This is a genomic window from Conyzicola nivalis (genome assembly GCF_014639655.1).
In the GTDB taxonomy this organism is placed as follows: Bacteria; Actinomycetota; Actinomycetes; order Actinomycetales; family Microbacteriaceae; genus Conyzicola; species Conyzicola nivalis.
In genome coordinates this window covers 1,107,319-1,124,080 of sequence record NZ_BMGB01000001.1, presented here as the reverse complement: position 1 = coordinate 1,124,080, position 16,762 = coordinate 1,107,319, and the positions used below count along the sequence as shown (strand labels likewise).

Here is a 16,762-nt window from a genome sequence, read left to right as displayed (position 1 = left end):
ACCTGTTGACATGCCGCACCTCGCCCAGCACATCGACACGGTTCCGGGTTCCGGCATCCGTCACATTTTCGAGATGTCCACGAAGCTCGAAGGGATCGTCTCGCTCGTCATCGGGGAACCGGATGTCGCGGTCGCCCCTCACATCGCCGACGCCGCGAAACGTGCGTGGGATGCCGACGCGACGGACTACACCCCGAACGGCGGCATCGTGCCGCTGCGCGAGGCGATCGTCGACAAGCTCGCGCGCGAGAACGACATCCACGTCGACCTCGAGCGGGTCTGGGTCACGGTCGGCGCGACGCAGGCCCTCTACCAGGCCATGACGCTCACGCTGCAGGCCGGCGACGAGGTGCTCATCCCCGACCCGGGCTACACGACGTTCACCATGGGCGTGCGCATGCTCGACGCGCACCCCATCCCGTATTCGCTGCTGCCGGAACGCGGCTTCCTCCCGAGCATCGAGGAGCTCGAGAGCCTGATCACCGAACGCACCCGCGTGCTCATCGTGAACTCGCCGTCGAACCCGCTCGGCGCGATCTTCCCCGAGGCGGTGCTGCGCGAGCTGCTCGACTTCGCGAAGCGCCACGACCTGTGGATCATCAGCGACGAGGTCTACGAATACTTCACCTACGGCGACAAGCACGTCAGCATCGCGAGCCTCGAAGCCGCGGACAGCGGCCAGCCGAGCCGGGTGTTCTCGGCGTTCTCGCTCTCGAAGACCTACGCGATGACCGGCATCCGGGTCGGCTACCTCGTCACGCCGCCCGGTCTCGCCGCGACGATGCGGACCGTGCAGGAGGCGACCATCAGCTGCGTCAGCACGCCGGGGCAGTTCGCCGCCCTCGCCGCCATCACCGGCGACCACTCGCATGTCGCCGCGGCGAAGGCCCACTACCGCGCGAACCTCGTCGCCGCCACGAACGCGCTCGACGCCCGCGGCATCCGCTACCTGCCCCCGACGGGCGCCTTCTACCTCTGGATCGACGTGAGCCACGTGAGCCGCGGCGACGTCGCCGAGTGGGCCGAGAACTTCCTGCTCGAGAAGCGCGTCGCCGTCGCCCCCGGCAGCGCCTTCGGGCGCTCCGGCGAGGGCTGGATGCGCGTCTGCCTCGCGACCGAGGAGTCGCAGCTGCTCGAGGGCCTGAGCCGCATCCCGGCTCCGGGCGGGCTCGCGTGAGCGGCCGACGCGTCGTGATCGCCGGCGCCAGCGGATTTATGGGGCGCTACTTCGCCCGCAGGTTCGCCGAAGACGGCGACATGGTGGTGACCGTCGGCCGTTCCGGCGCCGACGTGGTGTGGGGAGACACCGCGGCGCTCGAGCGCGCCCTCGACGGCGCCGACCTGCTGCTGAACCTGACCGGCAGGAGCGTCAACTGCCGGTACACCGAGAAGAACAAGGCGGCGATCTTCAGTTCGCGGTTGCTGACCACGGGCGAACTCGGCCGGGCCGTCGAGGCCGTCGCCGCGCCGCCCGCCCTGTGGTTGAACGCCAGCACCGCCACGATCTACCGGCACGCCGACGACCGGCCGATGACCGACGACGCGGGCCAGATCGGATCGGGCTTCTCGGTGAACGTCGCCACGTCGTGGGAGCGGGAGTTCTTCGCTCACGCGCGACCCGGCGCGCGCCAGGTCGCGCTGCGCATGGCGATCGTCCTGGGCGACGGCTCGGCGCTGACTCCGCTGCTGAACCTCGCCCGGTTCGGCCTCGGCGGCACGCAGCACGGCGGGAAGACCCGCGGCGGACGCCAGATGTTCTCCTGGGTGCACATCGACGACGTGTACCGCGCCGTCCGGTTCATCCGCGACAACGCTTCGATCGACGGACCGGTCAATATCTCGTCGCCGAACCCCGTGCCGAACCGCGAACTGATGGCGACCCTGCGCCGCGTCGTGGGGGCCCGGTTCGGAGTGCCGTTGAACCGCCTGGCCCTCGAGATCGGCTCGTTCGCCATCCGCAGCGAGACCGAGCTGCTGCTGAAGAGCCGCTGGGTGCTGCCGAGCCGTCTGCTCGAGGCGGGATTCGAGTTCCGTTTCCCGCAGCTCGAGCCGGCCGTGCGCGACATCACCGACGGGCCCACCCTGAGCGATTAACCGGGGGATACCCCGATGGTGAGACGGATGCCGCGTGCCTAGCCTTGAAGGCATGACAGACACACCCGCGCTCCCCGCCGCGACGGCACCCTCCGCCGCTCCCACTGCTTCCCCCGTCTACGTCGAGTCCAAGAACCTCAGCGTCATCGCCCTCGTGCTCGGCATCGCGTCCGTGCTGCTCGGCTATACCTTCATCGTGCCGATCGCCGCGATCGTGGTCGGCGTGCTGGGCTACCGCCGCGAACCGACCGGCCACACCCTCGCCGTGTGGGGCATCGTGCTCGGCGCCGTCATGGCGTTCGGTTGGATCGTCGCCGGCTTCTTCGGCGTGCTCTTCACCCTGCCGTTCTTCTTCGTCGGACTGTTCTAAGAGGCGCTCGAAGAACCTCTGCGCACGCTGCACCCCACTGACGTGGGACAATTGCTGCAAATGTCTCCCCGCGCACTCACGGCCCTCGAGCCCGCTTCCACCGATCCGGCGTTCATCCGCAACTTCTGCATCATCGCCCACATCGACCATGGCAAGTCCACCCTTGCCGACCGCATGCTGCAGATCACGGGCGTGGTGAGCGACCGCGACATGCGCGCCCAGTACCTCGACCGCATGGACATCGAGCGCGAGCGCGGCATCACGATCAAGAGCCAGGCCGTGCGCATGCCGTGGGAACTCGACGGCCAGACCTACGCGCTCAACATGATCGACACCCCCGGGCACGTCGACTTCACCTACGAGGTTTCCCGCTCGCTCGCCGCCTGCGAGGGAGCGATCCTGCTCGTCGACGCGGCCCAGGGCATCGAGGCGCAGACCCTCGCGAACCTCTACCTGGCGCTCGAGAACGACCTCACGATCATCCCGGTGCTCAACAAGATCGACCTGCCCGCGGCCGACCCCGAGAAGTACATCAAGGAGATCGTCGGCCTCATCGGCTGCAAGCCCGAAGACATCCTGCTCGTCTCCGGCAAGACCGGTGTGGGCGTGCCGGAGCTGCTCGACCAGGCCACGCGTCTCATCCCGGCGCCGAAGGGCGACGCCGACGCCCCCGCCCGCGCGATGATCTTCGACTCGGTCTACGACGCCTACCGCGGCGTCATCACCTACGTGCGCATGATCGACGGCAAGATCAACCCGCGCGAGAAGATCATGATGATGAGCACCAAGAGCGCGCACGAGGTGCTCGAGATCGGTGTGAGCGCCCCCGAGCCGACACCCACCAAGGGTCTCGGTGTCGGCGAGGTCGGCTACCTCATCACGGGTGTGAAAGACGTGCGTCTCTCCAAGGTCGGCGACACCGTCACGAGCTTCGCGAAGCCGGCCACCGTCGCCCTCAAGGGATACGCCGAACCCATGCCCATGGTGTTCTCCGGTCTCTACCCGATCGACGGCAGCGACTACCCGCTGCTGCGCGAGGCCCTCGACAAGCTCAAGCTCTCCGACGCCGCGCTCGTCTACGAGCCCGAGACCTCGGTGGCGCTCGGTTTCGGCTTCCGCTGCGGCTTCCTCGGCCTGCTGCACCTCGAGATCATCACCGAGCGGCTCGAGCGCGAGTTCGGCATCGACCTCATCGCCACGGCGCCGAGCGTGATCTACGAGGTCACGACCGACGACAAGAAGACCGTCACCGTGACCAACCCGAGCGAGTTCCCCGGCGGCAAGATCGCCTCCGTGTCGGAGCCGGTCGTGAAGGCGTCGATCCTGCTGCCGAAGGACTTCGTCGGCACCGTGATGGAACTCTGCCAGGGCCGCCGCGGCACGATGCAGGGCATGGAGTACGTCGGCGAAGACCGCGTCGAACTGCACTACACGATGCCGCTCGGCGAGATCGTCTTCGACTTCTTCGACCAGCTGAAGAGCAAGACGGCCGGCTACGCGAGCCTCGACTACGAGCCCATCGGCGACCAGGAGGCCGACCTCGTCAAGGTCGACATCCTGCTGCAGGGCGAGGCCGTCGACGCGTTCAGCGCCATCGTGCACCGTGACAAGGCCTACGCCTACGGCGTGCTGATGACCGAACGCCTCAAGAAGCTCATCCCGCGCCAGCAGTTCGAGGTGCCGATCCAGGCCGCCATCGGCGCCCGCATCATCGCCCGCGAGTCGATCAGCGCGATGCGCAAGGACGTCCTCGCCAAGTGTTACGGCGGTGACATCACCCGCAAGCGCAAGCTCCTCGAGAAGCAGAAAGAGGGCAAGAAGCGCATGAAGATGGTCGGCCGTGTCGAGGTGCCGCAGGAGGCCTTCGTCGCCGCGCTCACGGGTGACACGGAAGCCAAAAAGAAAGAGAAGTAGGTGGTCGCCGCCGAGCTCTGGAGCCGTCCCGTCAGTTATGGCGCGGTCGGTGCCACCCAGGCGCCTGATCTCCTGCAGTACCCGCCGGCCGGATACCGACCGCTCGAGAAGCGGATGCGCATCGGTCACGGAGATGCCCGCTTCGCGTGGGCGTCCGCCGGAGTCTTCAGCTGGGCCGTGCAGCGCAACAGCGGTTTCCGGGTCGAGACGAGCCACACGCCCGACTACGTGAGCGAGCTCACCTACACGCCGGTGAGCTTCGACGCCTCGGGCGAGCCGGTCAAGCCATCGCACATCTCGCTCGCGGGCGAGAAGGTGTTCGGCGCCGACGGCACTCCCTACATCGCGCCGGGCGACACCGCGTTGCTGCGCATCCGGTTCTGGCCGTTCTGGATCAAGGCCCCGGCCCGCGTCGTCTACGTCGTCGACGAGCCGCAGCGCCGCGGCTTCGCCTACGGGACCCTCCCCGGGCATCCGGAGGACGGCGAAGAGGCGTTCATCGTCGAGCAGAACGACGACGGCTCGGTCTGGATCGTGATCCGCGCGTTCTCCCGGCCCGCCGCCTGGTACTGGTGGGCCGTCGCGCCGGTGCTGCGCGTAACCCAGTGGTTCTACACCCGCCGCTACCTGCGCGCGCTGGCGGGTCCCATCGACTAGACGGTCGTGCCACAATCGGCGCATGCACCGCAGCATCCGCGCCGTCACGGCGGCCGTCATGCGTTCACCGGTGCGCCACGTGGTCGGACCGCTCGTCACGCCGCTCGACCGGTGGCTGTTCCGCGCCTCACGCGGCCGCCTCAAGCTCAGCGCTCCGATGATCCCGTCGCTCACGCTCTTCACGACGGGAGCGAAAACGGGCGCCCGGCGCCAGGTTCCTCTGATGTGCTTTCCGCGCGACGACGGTGGGTGGTTCGTGGCCGGCAGCAATTTCGGGCGCGAGCGTCATCCCGCGTGGAGCGCGAACCTGCTGGCCCACCCCGACGCCGAGGTGCACTACCGCGGCCGCCTCACACCGGTCGTCGCCCGGATGCTGGAGCCCGCCGAGGCCGAGCGGCTCTGGCCCGTGCTCGAGAGGCAGTGGCCGCACTACCGCGACTACGAGATAACGGCACACCGTGACATCCGCATCTTCGAGCTGCAACCGGCGCAAGCGGCTGCAGACGCCGGATGAGAGAATCAGACAATGCCCAGCGCCCTTCCCCTCGCCGATCCGGCGCCCGCCGACGGTCTCCTTCCCCACTCGGTGACGGATGACGCGGCCACCCGAAACCTAGGCATCTACGTGCACGTTCCGTTCTGCCGCGTGCGCTGCGGCTACTGCGACTTCAACACGTACACGTCCGAAGAACTGCGCGGGGCCAAGCGCAGCGACTATGCGGGCCAGGCGATCGAGGAGGTCGCGCTCGCAAGCCACGTGCTCGAGGCGAGCGGCCTGCCCGACCGCGAGGCCACGACCGTGTTCTTCGGGGGAGGCACGCCCACCCTGCTTCCGGTCACCGATCTCGCCGAGATGCTCGCCGCGATCGTCGTGGCGTGGGGTCTCGCGCCCGGCGCCGAGGTGACGACGGAGGCGAACCCCGACTCGGTCGACCGCGACTACCTGTTCGCGCTCAAGGCGGCCGGGTTCACGCGCGTGTCGTTCGGCATGCAGTCGGCGGTGCCGCACGTTCTCGCGACCCTCGAACGCACGCACGACCCGGCGCGCATCCCGCTCGTCGTGGCCTGGGCGCGCGAGGCCGGGCTGCAGGTGAGCCTCGACCTCATCTACGGCACGCCGGGGGAGTCGCTCGACGACTGGAACACCTCGATCGACGCGGTACTCGCCGAGAATCCCGACCACGTGTCGGCGTACGCGCTCATCATCGAAGACGGCACCAAGCTCGCCCGGCAGATCCGCCGGGGCGAGGTCGCCGCACCGAGCGACGACCTGCAGGCCGACATGTACGAGCTGCTGGATGCGAAGCTCGCCGCCGCCGGCTACGAGTGGTACGAGGTGAGCAACTGGGCGCGCACCGACGGCAACCGGTCGCGGCACAACCTGGCCTACTGGCAGGGGCACGACTGGTGGGGCATCGGCCCTGGCGCGCACAGTCACGTCGGGGGAGTGCGTTGGTGGAACGTGAAGCATCCCGCGGCCTACGCCGACCGCATCCTCGCCGGCCTCTCGCCCGCTGCCGGTCGCGAGACGCTCGACGCCGAGACGCGTCGGGTCGAGCGGGTACTGCTGCTCACCCGCATCCGGGAGGGACTGCGCATCGACGAACTCGAGCCGTCCGGCCGTGTCGCCGTCGCGGGGCTCATCGCCGACGAGCTCGTTAACGCGACAGCCGCCCTGCGCGGATCGGTGGAACTGACCCTGCGCGGGCGGCTGCTGGCTGACGCCGTGGTGCGACGCCTACTCGAGGCGTGACTTGAGTTCTGACTACTTGATGAACTGGATGGTGAGCGGGTACTTGTACTGCTCGCCCTTGTTCGCGGCGATCGCGGCGATGATGCCGAAGATGATGATGACGATGTAGGCGGCGAGCAGCACGAGCAGGCCGATGAGCACCAGCGTGAGCACGTAGCCGATGATGATCGCGATGAGCATGGTCAGCTGGAAGTTGAGAGCGGTCAGCGAGTGCGCGCGGATGAAGGCGCCGCGGTCCTTGAGAACCAGGTAGCCGATCAGCGCCGGGATGAAGCTGAAGAAGATACCGCCGATGTGGATCAGCGTGGCCCACAGTCGTTCGTCGCTGGGGCTGAGCGGCTGCGGCGTTGCCTGGTAGGGGTTCGTGGGAGGGGTCGCGTCTGTCATGCGCTCATTAAAGCAGTATGGGAGGTTGCTGTGTGCAACTGTTTCGACAAAAGCTCTACCTGATGAAGCGCACCGAGAGCGGGTAGCGGAACGGCTCGCCGCGGTTGACCCGCAGGCCGGCCCTGATCGACAGGGCGGCGTTGACGACGTAGAGGGCGGTCGGCAGCACCGCGAGGACCGGCAGCATCAGCGCCACCGGGGTGAGCGACAGCAGCGCGGCGATGAACGCCTCGACGGTCATCACCACGGCGTACAACGCGGTGAAGGTGATCTGCCAGTTCAGCGCTTCCTTCGATTCCTGCCGGGCGAGGGAGGGGCGGGCGCGCGTCATCAGATAGATCACGAGCGAGGGCGCGAACCACAGCACGCCGCCCAGGTGGGCCACCGTCGCCCACGTCTTGTCGTCCGTCGTGGAGAACGCCCGGGCGCGGGGGTGGGGTGAAACGTCGGACATCACTGCGGGGGAGGCCTTTCGGGTGGCGTGGAGCGCCCCCCGTTCGGGGGTCGGCGCTAACACTGCACAACGTAGCGTGTACGAACCGCGCGCGCAAACCTCCTTCCCCGACGCACCGAGTTACAATTGGCAGTCAGGTTGATCGAGTGCCAGTGGGCGAAGCGAAGGGCGGTGGTGAGATGGTGTCCGACCGCAGCCTCGAAGTCCTCCGCGTGATCGTGCAGGACTACGTCGCATCCCGCGAGCCCGTCGGCTCGAAGTCCATCGTCGAGCGGCACGCCTTCGGCGTCTCGGCCGCGACCATCCGCAACGACATGGCCCTGCTCGAAGAAGAAGAGCTCATCGTCGCCCCGCACACGTCGTCGGGCCGCGTGCCCACCGACAAGGGCTACCGCGTGTTCGTCGACCAGCTCGCCGACCTGCGGCCGCTCAGCAGCGCCCAGCGCCAGGCGATCGAGACCTTCCTCGGCGAGTCGATCGATCTCGACGACGTGCTCGCCCGCACTGTCCGCCTCCTGTCGCAGCTGACGCACCAGGTCGCTCTCGTGCAGTACCCCACGCTCACGAGGTCGCGCGTGCGCCACATCGAGATCGTGCCGCTCGCGCCGCGCCGGCTCATGACCGTGTTCATCACCGATACCGGCCGGGTCGAGCAAAAACTCGTCGACGTGTCATCCGACATCGACGACGTCTTCCTCGGCGAACTGCGCAGCAAGCTCAATGCCAACCTCGGCGGACTGCCCCTTTCGGATGCCGCGGAGAAACTCACGACCATCGGGGCGCACTTTGCCCCTGACCGCCGGGACATCGTCGCCCAGGTGGCGCGCACGCTCATCGGCCAGACCCTCGAGAACCGTCAAGACCGGCTGCTCATGGCCGGTGCCGCGAACCTCGTGCGCACCGAAGACGACTTCGACGGCAGCATCTTCCCGGTGCTCGAGGCGATCGAAGAGCAGGTGACGCTGCTCAAACTCTTCGGCGAGGTCGACGGCGACCACCACGGCGTGGCCGTGACCATCGGTCGCGAGAACGCGGAGTTCGGCCTCGGCCAGACTTCGGTGCTCTCGAGCGGCTACACGTCGTCGGGCGGCGGCATCGCCCGACTGGGCGTGCTCGGGCCGACCCGCATGGACTACTCGAACAACATGGCGGCGGTGCGAGCAGTCGCCCGCTACCTGACCAGACTGCTCGGCGACGAATAACCGCCGGGAACGAACACCGTGAGGATTGACAACTAACTGTGGCTGACCACTACGAAGTACTCGGCGTCGACAAGAGCGCCTCGCCCGAAGAAATCAAGAAGGCCTACCGGAAGCTCGCGCGCGAGTTCCACCCCGACGTGAACCCGGAACCGAGTGCGTCCGACCGCTTCAAGTCGGTGACGCACGCCTACGACGTGCTCAGCGACCCGCGGCAGCGCCAGGAATACGACCAGGGCGGCAGCGCCGGGTTCGGCGGAGGGGCTCAGGGCTTCGGCGGCTTCAGCGACATCTTCGACACCTTCTTCGGCGGGGGTGCACCCGGCGGCGGAGGAAGCGGCGCCGCACCGCGTTCGCGCAAGGAGCGAGGCGGCGACGCCCTGCTGCGCGTCGAGGTCGACCTCGACGAGGTCATCTTCGGCACCAAACGCGACCTCGAGGTCAACACCGCAATCCTCTGCGACACCTGCGAGGGCACCTGCTGCGCCCCCGGCACCCGCGCCGTCGTCTGCGACATCTGCCACGGCTCCGGCCAGATCCAGCGCGCCGTGCGCAGCCTGCTCGGCAACATCATGACGTCCAGCCCGTGCGGCACCTGCCGCGGCTACGGCACCGTCATCCCGAGCCCGTGCCCCACCTGCGCCGGCCAGGGCCGCGTCCGTGCGACCCGCAAGATGACCGTCGACATCCCCGCCGGAGTCGACACCGGCCTGCGCCTGCAGCTGCCGAACCAGGGCGAGATCGGCCCCGCCGGCGGCCCCAACGGCGACCTCTACCTCGAGATCAAGGTGAAGCACCACGAGGTCTACAGCCGCAACGGCGACGACCTCATGGCCACCCTCGAGGTGAGCATGGTCGACGCCGTGCTCGGCTCGCGCGTGCGCGTCGACGCCCTCGACGGCGAGCTAGACCTCGAGCTGAAGCCCGGCACGCAGAGCGCCGACATCATCACCGTGAAGGACCGCGGTGTGTCCAAGCTGCGCGGCGGCGGCCGCGGCGACCTGAAGATCGGCGTGCAGGTGGTCACCCCCACGAAGCTGAGCGGCAAGGAGCAGGAGCTCATGCGCCAGTTCGCCGGCAGCCACAAGTCGAAGGCCCCGCACCTCGCCGAGTTCCAGCAGGGGCTCTTCGCGAAGTTGCGCGACCGATTCCTGCACGTATAGGCGCTCGATGGCCCATTTCTACCTGAACGAGCTCGTGTCGACCGCCGTCGTCGGCGATCGTGTGTCGATCGACGGCGCCGAGGCTCGGCACGCGGTCACCGTGAGCCGCCTCGCGGTCGGCGAGACGGTGTCGATCGGCAACGGCCGGGGGCTCGTGGTCTCCGGACCGGTCGTCACCGCCGAGCACACCGAACTCGCGATCGAGGTGGCCGAGGTCACCGAGGCACCGCGCGTCGAACCGGCGATCTTCCTCGCCCAGGCCCTCGCCAAGGGCGATCGCGACAAACTCGCCGTGCAGGCGGCGACCGAGCTCGGCGTCGACGGTGTGATCCCGTGGACCGCCGGACGTTCGATCTCCCGCTGGGAGGGCGCCAAGGTCGCCAAGGGGCACGACCGCTGGACCGCGATCGTGCGCGAGGCGACGAAGCAGTCGATCCGCGGGTGGCTGCCCGACGTGCTCGACCTGGTCTCGACGAACCAGTTGACGAGACTCGCGGCAGAGGTGCGGATGATCGTGCTCGAACCCACCGCGGAGATGGCGCTGAGCGCCCTCGAGCCCGACGGTCGGGACATCGTCCTCGTGGTGGGGCCGGAGGGCGGCATCACCCCGAACGAACTGGCCGCGTTCACCACCGCCGGCGCGACACTCGTGCGGCTCGGTGACACCGTTCTGCGCACCTCGACCGCCGGCCCGGCGGCGATCGCTGTGCTGAACGCGAAACTCGGGCGTTGGTGAGCCTCAGCGTTTAAGCTGGACGTATGTCGAACACCGAACCCTCCGTCTTCACCAAAATCGTCGCGCGCGAGATCCCGGCGGAGATCGTGTTCGAGAACGACTCGGTCATCGCGATCCGTGACATCGCGCCGAAGGCCCCCGTGCACCTGCTCGTAGTGCCGAAGACGCAGCAGTACCGAAACGTCGCCGAACTCGCGGCGGGAGACCCCGCGCTGCTCGCCGAAGTCGTCGCCGTGGCGCAGTCGCTCGCCGACGAGCACACCGACGGAGAATTCCGTCTCGTTTTCAACACCGGCGAGAGCGCCGGCCAGACCGTTTTCCACGTGCACGCCCACGTCATGGGCACCAATGCGCCTGGCATCACCCTCACGGAAGGCACCCTTGTCGAGTAGCGACAACACCACCTACGAACCAACGTTCAACCGGGTCGAACTCGAGGTCGACGGCGTCGCCATGGTGCGGCTGCTCGGTCCCCAAGACCGCCTGCTGCACACGATCGAGCGCCAGTTCCCGCTCGTCAACGTGCTCGTGCGCGGCAACCGCATCACCCTGTCCGTCGACCCCCAGGTCGAAGGCGGTCCCGATCAACTACAACCGGCGCTTCTGCTGGTCGAGGAGCTCATCCAGATGATCCGCAACGGCGTCGACCTCTCAGACACCGAAGTCACCCAGTCGGCGAAGATCGTGCGGGAGAAGTCGGGCAGCCCGGCCGACCTGCTCAGCCAGGCCATCCTCACGAGCCGCGGCAAGACCGTCCGCCCGAAGACGATGGGTCAGAAGGCCTACGTCGACGCCATCGACGAGAACACCATCGTCTTCGGCATCGGACCGGCCGGAACGGGCAAGACCTACCTCGCCATGGCGAAGGCCGTGCAGGCCCTGCAGCGCAAAGAGGTCGAACGGATCATCCTGACCCGCCCGGCCGTCGAGGCGGGCGAGCGTCTCGGATTCCTGCCCGGCAGCCTGAACGACAAGATCGACCCGTACCTGCGGCCGCTGTACGACGCGCTCAACGAGATGATGGACCCGGAGATCGTGCCCAAGCTGCTCGCGGCCGGCACGATCGAGGTGGCACCGCTCGCCTACATGCGCGGCCGCACCCTCAACAGCGCGTTCATCGTGCTCGACGAGGCCCAGAACACCACGCCCGAGCAGATGAAGATGTTCCTTACACGCCTCGGCTTCGGCTCGAAGATGGTCGTGACCGGCGACATCACCCAGGTCGACCTGCCGACCGGCGCGAGCGGACTGCAGCTGGTCACCCACGTGCTCGACGACATGGACGACATCGTCTTCGCCCCGCTCACGAGCGCGGACGTCGTGCGCCACAACCTCGTCGGCCAGATCGTCGACGCCTATACCAAGTTCGACGCCGAGCGCCAACGCGCCGACTACGAACGCCAGAACCCCCGGAAGCGCTGAACATGTCTATCGAAGTCAACAACGAGTCGGCCATCCCGGTCGACGAACCCGTGCTGCAGCGCCTCGTCACCTACGCGCTCGACGAACTGCACGTGCACCAGGACGCCGAGCTGTCGATCATCCTCGTCGACGAAGCGGCGATGGAGCAGCTGCACGTGCAGTGGATGGACGAGCCTGGCCCCACCGACGTGCTCAGCTTCCCCATGGACGAGCTGCGCCCGGGAACGGAAGACGCCATCACCCCCGCCGGTCTCCTCGGCGACATCGTGCTGTGCCCCCAGGTCGCGATCGAGCAGGCGGAGACCGCCGGCCACTCGCCGATCGAGGAGATGCTGATGCTCACGACGCACGGACTGCTCCACCTGCTCGGCTTCGACCACGCCGAGCCGGAAGACGAGAAGGAGATGTTCGGGCTGCAGCGCGACATCCTCGTCGGCTTCACCCTCGCCGAGCGACGAAGGTAGTCGCCCATGATGATCGCGATCTTCGTCAGCGTCGCCGTGCTGCTCGTGCTCTTCGGCGGTGTGCTCGCTGCCGCGGACGCGGCTCTCGGCGTGCTGAGCCGCACCGACCTCGTCGACCTCGCGTCGTCGAGCCGGTCGCGCAGGGCGATGCTGGCGATCTCCGAAGACATCGGCACCCACGCCAACGCCCTCAACTTCATGCGTGTCGTGTCGGAGACGACGGCGGCGGTGCTCGTCTCGCTGTCGTTCGCGTACGCGATCGAACAGTGGTGGCTCGCCCTGCTCTGGTCGGCACTCATCATGACCGCGGCGTCGTTCGTGCTCGTCGGCTCGAGCCCGCGCAGCGTCGGCCGCGCGCACCCGCGCGGCATCATGCGCTTCGCCGCGACCCTGATCCGTGGCATCCGGCTCTTCCTCGGTCCCATCGCGAACGCGCTCGTCGCGGTCGGAAACCGCGTGACGCCCGGCCGTCCCAAGTCGGCGACGTTCTCGAGCGAAGAACAACTGCTCAGCATGGTCGACGAGGCGACGGAGCTCGACGTGCTCGAAGAGGTGGACCGCGAGCTCATCCACTCGATCTTCGAATTCAGCGACACCGTGGCGCGCGAGGTCATGATCCCGCGCACCGACATGATCACGGTCGAGGGCGACGAGGCCATCGGGACGGCCATGGCGATCTTCCTCAGCCGTGGGGTGTCCCGCATGCCGGTGATCGGCGAGAACGTCGACGACGTGCTCGGCATCCTGCACCTGCGCGACGTCGCGCGACTGAACTACGAGCAGCCGATCGGGGCCGAGACGCTGACGGTCGTCGAACTGGCCCGTCCCGTGCTCTTCGCGCCGGAGTCGCAGAAGGCCGACAGCCTGCTCCGCCGCATGCAGCTCGAGGCGAACCATCTCGCGATGGTCGTCGACGAGTACGGCGGCATCGCCGGCCTGGTCACCCTCGAGGACCTCATCGAAGAGCTCGTCGGCGACATCTCCGACGAGTACGACCACGACGTTCCCGACGTCGACGACCTCGGCGGCGGGGTGTACCGGGTGAGCGCCCGACTGCCCATCGACGAGCTCGGCGACCTGTTCTCGATGGAACTCGACGACGACGACGTCGACTCTGTCGGCGGCCTGCTCACCAAGACACTCGGTAGGCTTCCCATAGCGGGCTCGACCGCCACCGTCTCGGGGCTCACCCTCACCGCCGACCGCACAGAGGGCCGCCGCCGCCGCGTCTCCACCGTGGTCGTGGAGCGCGACCACTCCGCCGTTCTCGAGGGCGCGACCGACAGTTCAACAGAAAGCGACTAATCGTGGACAGCAACTCTTCCCCCGACTTCCGAGCGGGATTCGTCTCCTTCGTCGGGCGCCCCAACGTGGGCAAGTCCACGCTCACCAACGCGCTCGTCGGCGAGAAGGTCGCCATCACCAGCTCGAAGCCGCAGACCACCCGCCGCGCCATCCGCGGCATCGTGCACCAGAAGAACGGTCAGCTCGTCGTCGTCGACACCCCCGGCATGCACCGCCCGCGCACCCTCCTGGGCGAGCGCCTCAACAGCATCGTGCAGACCACGCTCGGCGACGTCGATGTCGTGGGCCTCTGCCTCCCGGCCAACGAGAAGATCGGTCCGGGCGACCGCTTCATCAGCGAACAGCTCGACTCGTTCCCGCGCGCGAAGAAGGTGGCCATCGTCACCAAGATCGACGCGGCGTCGAGGCCCGCCGTCGCCGAACAGCTGCTCGCCATCTCGGAACTGCGGGAGGACTGGGAGGCGATCATCCCGATCTCCGCGACCAGCCGCATCCAGCTCGACACGCTGATGGGCCAGCTGATCAAGCTGATGCCGGTCTCGCCGCCGCTGTACCCGCTCGACGCCGTGACCGACGAGGGTCTCGAGTCGCGCGTCTCCGAGCTCATCCGCGAGGCGACCCTCGAGGGCGTCATGGACGAGCTGCCGCACTCGATCGCCGTGACGGTCGACGACATGATCGAGCGCGACGACAAGGACCTGGTCGAGATCTACGCCAACGTCTTCGTCGAACGCGACAGCCAGAAGGGCATCATCATCGGCCACCAGGGCGAGCGGCTCCAGGAGGTCGGGGCGAGGGCCAGGCACGAGATCGAGAAGCTCGTGGGCAAGCAGGTCTACCTGTCGCTGCGCGTGAAGGTGGCCAAGGACTGGCAGCGCGACGCCAAGCAGCTCGGGCGTCTCGGGTTCTAGACCCGTATCACTCGCTGGGATGATTTTGGCGGCTTTGGGCGGTTGACCCGGTCGTCAGCGCCTAGCGTGTAAGCATGATCCGCAGGTTGCAGAGGTACCAGTACGCCGTTGACGGCGCGCTGGCCGTCCTGTACCTGGTCTTCGCGTACGTCACCTACGGAATCTTCGCCTTCCAGTGGCCCGACGTCGTCTTCGCGATGCTCGTGGTCTACGCCGTCGCCATCGCGCTGCGCCGGGTCAGCCCCGGTCTCGCGCTCGGCGTCGCCTGGATCGCCTCCGTGCTGCAGATGTCGTTCGGCCTCTACCCCGGCATCTTCAACGTGGCCACGCTGCTCGTGCTCTACACGACGGCCGCCTACGGGGGCCGTTTCGTGCGCTACCTCGGCCTCGCCTCGGTCGGCGTAGGGTCCGCCGTGGCCGCCGCCTGGCTCGCGCTGGAGGGCGCGGGAATCGGCGTCTCCACGACGCTCCTCGGCGCCCTCCAGCTGCCGCAGGTGATCCTGCAGTTCGCCCTCCTCTTCGGCATGCTCGTCGTCGTCCTCGGCTCCGCCTGGCTCATCGGACTGCTCATGCGCGCCATGATGCGCAACCGGGAGAGCAAGCTCGCCCGCGAGGCGGCCGAGCAGGACGTGATCGTCGAGCAGGAGCGCAACCGCATCGCCCGCGACATGCACGACGTCGTCGCCCACTCGCTGGCGGTGGTGATCGCGCAGGCCGACGGGGCCAGGTACGCCAGGGCGCATGACCCGGAAGCCGTCGATGAGGCGCTCATCGCCATCTCCACCACCGCCCGCGACGCGCTCGGCGACGTGCGCCTGCTGCTCGCCCAGTTGCGCCACAGCCAGGGCGACGGACCGCAACCGGTACTCGCCGACCTCGACCGGCTGCTCGACCAGCTGCGCGCATCCGGACTCACGATCGACTTCGAACAGCGGGGAGCACCGCGCGCTCTCGGCACCGCCCAAGAGCTGTCGATCTACCGCATCATCCAGGAGGCCATCACCAACGCGCTGCGTCACGGCGACCGTGCCGCGCCGGTGGCGTTGCGCTTCGAATGGCTCGACGACCGCGTCGACCTCACCATCACGAACGGGATCGACGTGCCGACCACCACGGAAGAACTGCACATCGGCCACGGACTGGCCGGCATGACCGAGCGCGCCGCCCTCGTGGGCGGCAGCCTGCGCGCGCAGCCCGACGGCAAGCGCTTCGTCGTGACCGCCACCCTCCCGACGGCGGCCGCGGCGTGAGCGAGCGGATCAGGGTCGGGCTGGTCGACGACCAGGCGCTGTTCAGGACCGGCATCAGGATGCTCGTCTCCTCGCAGACCGACCTCGAATTCGTCGGGCAGGCGGGCAACGGCGTCGAGGGCATCGCGATGGCGGCGACCGCTCTGCCCGACGTGATCCTCATGGACATCCGGATGCCCGTGATGGACGGCATCGAGTCGACCAGGGAGATCCTCGCGGCGGCCGCCCGGCGCGGCGGACCCCAGCCGCGCATCATCGTGCTGACCACCTTCGACCTCGACGAGGCGGCGATGCGCGCTATTCGCGGGGGAGCGAGCGGCTTCCTGCTCAAAGACGCCGACCCGGAGTTCCTGCTCGCCGCCATCCGCACGGTGCACGCGGGTACCTCGGTGATCGCGGCATCCGCCACCCGCGAGCTGTTCGAGAACTTCGACACCCATGTCGCCACGGTCGTCCCCGAGGTGTTCGAGAAGCTCACCTCGCGCGAGAAGGACATCTTCGTGCTCGCGGCGCGGGGGCTGAGTAACTCCGAGATCGCGACGGCGGAGTTCCTCAGCGAGGCCACCGTGAAGACGCATATCTCGCGGGTGCTCGGCAAGCTGGGCCTGCGCGACCGCGTGCAGCTGGTCGTGTTCGCCTACGAGAACGGGTTGACCGACTGAAGTCAGCCTTGCGATGTACCC

19 protein-coding genes are annotated in these 16,762 nt (G+C 68.0%); 17 read left to right on the top strand and 2 right to left on the bottom strand.

All coding sequences use genetic code 11. From position 1 onward, the window contains the following. Nucleotides 1-10 precede the first annotated feature (10 nt). Genes IEV96_RS05450 through hemW form a run of 7 tightly spaced genes read left to right on the top strand, consistent with a single transcriptional unit; the run spans nucleotide 11 to nucleotide 6,788 of the window. Nucleotides 11-1,177, top strand: a complete 1,167-nt coding sequence (locus IEV96_RS05450; RefSeq protein ID WP_188509645.1) for a pyridoxal phosphate-dependent aminotransferase — start codon at nucleotides 11-13, stop codon at nucleotides 1,175-1,177. Beyond that, complete coding sequence (locus tag IEV96_RS05445) at nucleotides 1,174-2,094, top strand: TIGR01777 family oxidoreductase (RefSeq protein WP_188509644.1); 921 nt, start codon at nucleotides 1,174-1,176, stop codon at nucleotides 2,092-2,094. Before IEV96_RS05450 ends, IEV96_RS05445 begins: the two co-directional genes overlap by 4 nt. 52 nt (nucleotides 2,095-2,146) lie before the next feature. After that, nucleotides 2,147-2,464: a DUF4190 domain-containing protein gene (locus IEV96_RS05440; RefSeq protein WP_188509643.1), complete on the top strand. Its 318-nt coding sequence runs from the start codon at nucleotides 2,147-2,149 to the stop codon at nucleotides 2,462-2,464. A 60-nt stretch (nucleotides 2,465-2,524) separates the two neighbouring features. Then, complete coding sequence (gene lepA, locus IEV96_RS05435; protein WP_188509642.1) at nucleotides 2,525-4,378, top strand: translation elongation factor 4; 1,854 nt, start codon at nucleotides 2,525-2,527, stop codon at nucleotides 4,376-4,378. Further along, the gene (locus IEV96_RS05430) at nucleotides 4,379-5,035 is read left to right on the top strand and encodes a DUF1990 domain-containing protein (RefSeq protein WP_229733078.1); all 657 of its coding nucleotides are present in this window, start codon (nucleotides 4,379-4,381) and stop codon (nucleotides 5,033-5,035) included. Nucleotides 5,036-5,057: 22 nt separating this feature from the next. After that, complete coding sequence (locus IEV96_RS05425; protein WP_188509641.1) at nucleotides 5,058-5,549, top strand: nitroreductase family deazaflavin-dependent oxidoreductase; 492 nt, start codon at nucleotides 5,058-5,060, stop codon at nucleotides 5,547-5,549. A 12-nt stretch (nucleotides 5,550-5,561) separates the two neighbouring features. Further along, nucleotides 5,562-6,788, top strand: coding sequence for a radical SAM family heme chaperone HemW (hemW, locus tag IEV96_RS05420; protein ID WP_188509640.1), 1,227 nt, complete (start codon nucleotides 5,562-5,564; stop codon nucleotides 6,786-6,788). A gap of 12 nt (nucleotides 6,789-6,800) precedes the next feature. On the opposite strand, the gene IEV96_RS05415 is transcribed toward hemW, so the two are convergent. Further along, the gene (locus IEV96_RS05415; RefSeq protein WP_188509639.1) at nucleotides 6,801-7,175 is read right to left on the bottom strand and encodes a DUF4870 domain-containing protein; all 375 of its coding nucleotides are present in this window, start codon (nucleotides 7,173-7,175) and stop codon (nucleotides 6,801-6,803) included. Between the two features lie 55 nt (nucleotides 7,176-7,230). Continuing rightward, a complete protein-coding gene (locus IEV96_RS05410; RefSeq protein ID WP_188509638.1) occupies nucleotides 7,231-7,629 on the bottom strand; it encodes a DUF4870 domain-containing protein in 399 nt (132 codons plus the stop codon). Nucleotides 7,630-7,808: 179 nt separating this feature from the next. On the opposite strand from IEV96_RS05410, the gene hrcA reads away from it, so the two are divergent. The 10 genes from hrcA to IEV96_RS05365 all read left to right on the top strand — a co-directional run bounded on the left by hrcA (nucleotide 7,809) and on the right by IEV96_RS05365 (nucleotide 16,741). Beyond that, on the top strand, nucleotides 7,809-8,831 hold the full coding sequence (gene hrcA, locus IEV96_RS05405; RefSeq protein WP_188511140.1) for a heat-inducible transcriptional repressor HrcA: 1,023 nt from the start codon (nucleotides 7,809-7,811) through the stop codon (nucleotides 8,829-8,831). Between the two features lie 38 nt (nucleotides 8,832-8,869). Continuing rightward, nucleotides 8,870-9,991 carry a molecular chaperone DnaJ gene (gene dnaJ, locus IEV96_RS05400; RefSeq protein ID WP_188509637.1) on the top strand — a complete coding sequence of 374 codons (1,122 nt, stop codon included), beginning with the start codon at nucleotides 8,870-8,872 and terminating at the stop codon, nucleotides 9,989-9,991. 7 nt (nucleotides 9,992-9,998) lie between these two features. Further along, nucleotides 9,999-10,727, top strand: coding sequence for a 16S rRNA (uracil(1498)-N(3))-methyltransferase (locus tag IEV96_RS05395; protein ID WP_188509636.1), 729 nt, complete (start codon nucleotides 9,999-10,001; stop codon nucleotides 10,725-10,727). Between the two features lie 23 nt (nucleotides 10,728-10,750). Next, nucleotides 10,751-11,119, top strand: coding sequence for a histidine triad nucleotide-binding protein (locus tag IEV96_RS05390; RefSeq protein ID WP_188509635.1), 369 nt, complete (start codon nucleotides 10,751-10,753; stop codon nucleotides 11,117-11,119). A gap of 61 nt (nucleotides 11,120-11,180) precedes the next feature. Beyond that, nucleotides 11,181-12,149, top strand: a complete 969-nt coding sequence (locus IEV96_RS05385) for a PhoH family protein (RefSeq protein WP_229733367.1) — start codon at nucleotides 11,181-11,183, stop codon at nucleotides 12,147-12,149. 2 nt (nucleotides 12,150-12,151) lie between these two features. Further along, a complete protein-coding gene (gene ybeY, locus IEV96_RS05380) occupies nucleotides 12,152-12,613 on the top strand; it encodes an rRNA maturation RNase YbeY (RefSeq protein WP_188509633.1) in 462 nt (153 codons plus the stop codon). Nucleotides 12,614-12,619: 6 nt separating this feature from the next. Continuing rightward, a complete protein-coding gene (locus IEV96_RS05375) occupies nucleotides 12,620-13,918 on the top strand; it encodes a hemolysin family protein (protein ID WP_188509632.1) in 1,299 nt (432 codons plus the stop codon). Then, nucleotides 13,918-14,829 carry a GTPase Era gene (era, locus tag IEV96_RS05370; protein WP_373282437.1) on the top strand — a complete coding sequence of 304 codons (912 nt, stop codon included), beginning with the start codon at nucleotides 13,918-13,920 and terminating at the stop codon, nucleotides 14,827-14,829. The genes IEV96_RS05375 and era overlap by 1 nt, the downstream gene beginning before the upstream one ends. A gap of 74 nt (nucleotides 14,830-14,903) precedes the next feature. Next, nucleotides 14,904-16,079 (top strand): sensor histidine kinase, encoded by a 1,176-nt coding sequence (locus tag IEV96_RS16625; RefSeq protein WP_229733076.1) that lies wholly within the window; start codon nucleotides 14,904-14,906, stop codon nucleotides 16,077-16,079. Further along, on the top strand, nucleotides 16,076-16,741 hold the full coding sequence (locus IEV96_RS05365) for a response regulator (RefSeq protein WP_268235579.1): 666 nt from the start codon (nucleotides 16,076-16,078) through the stop codon (nucleotides 16,739-16,741). The genes IEV96_RS16625 and IEV96_RS05365 overlap by 4 nt, the downstream gene beginning before the upstream one ends. The last annotated feature ends 21 nt before the right edge of the window (nucleotides 16,742-16,762 follow it).

Coding starts and splice junctions, on each gene's coding strand:
- hrcA (WP_188511140.1), top strand. CDS start 7,809: ATGGTGTCCGACCGCAGCCTCGAAGTCCTCCGCGTGATCGTGCAGGAC.
- IEV96_RS16625 (WP_229733076.1), top strand. CDS start 14,904: ATGATCCGCAGGTTGCAGAGGTACCAGTACGCCGTTGACGGCGCGCTG.
- IEV96_RS05395 (WP_188509636.1), top strand. CDS start 9,999: ATGGCCCATTTCTACCTGAACGAGCTCGTGTCGACCGCCGTCGTCGGC.
- IEV96_RS05415 (WP_188509639.1), bottom strand. CDS start 7,175: ATGACAGACGCGACCCCTCCCACGAACCCCTACCAGGCAACGCCGCAG.
- IEV96_RS05390 (WP_188509635.1), top strand. CDS start 10,751: ATGTCGAACACCGAACCCTCCGTCTTCACCAAAATCGTCGCGCGCGAG.
- IEV96_RS05385 (WP_229733367.1), top strand. CDS start 11,181: ATGGTGCGGCTGCTCGGTCCCCAAGACCGCCTGCTGCACACGATCGAG.
- ybeY (WP_188509633.1), top strand. CDS start 12,152: ATGTCTATCGAAGTCAACAACGAGTCGGCCATCCCGGTCGACGAACCC.
- IEV96_RS05410 (WP_188509638.1), bottom strand. CDS start 7,629: ATGTCCGACGTTTCACCCCACCCCCGCGCCCGGGCGTTCTCCACGACG.
- IEV96_RS05425 (WP_188509641.1), top strand. CDS start 5,058: ATGCACCGCAGCATCCGCGCCGTCACGGCGGCCGTCATGCGTTCACCG.
- IEV96_RS05440 (WP_188509643.1), top strand. CDS start 2,147: ATGACAGACACACCCGCGCTCCCCGCCGCGACGGCACCCTCCGCCGCT.
- IEV96_RS05450 (WP_188509645.1), top strand. CDS start 11: ATGCCGCACCTCGCCCAGCACATCGACACGGTTCCGGGTTCCGGCATC.
- IEV96_RS05375 (WP_188509632.1), top strand. CDS start 12,620: ATGATGATCGCGATCTTCGTCAGCGTCGCCGTGCTGCTCGTGCTCTTC.
- lepA (WP_188509642.1), top strand. CDS start 2,525: ATGTCTCCCCGCGCACTCACGGCCCTCGAGCCCGCTTCCACCGATCCG.
- hemW (WP_188509640.1), top strand. CDS start 5,562: ATGCCCAGCGCCCTTCCCCTCGCCGATCCGGCGCCCGCCGACGGTCTC.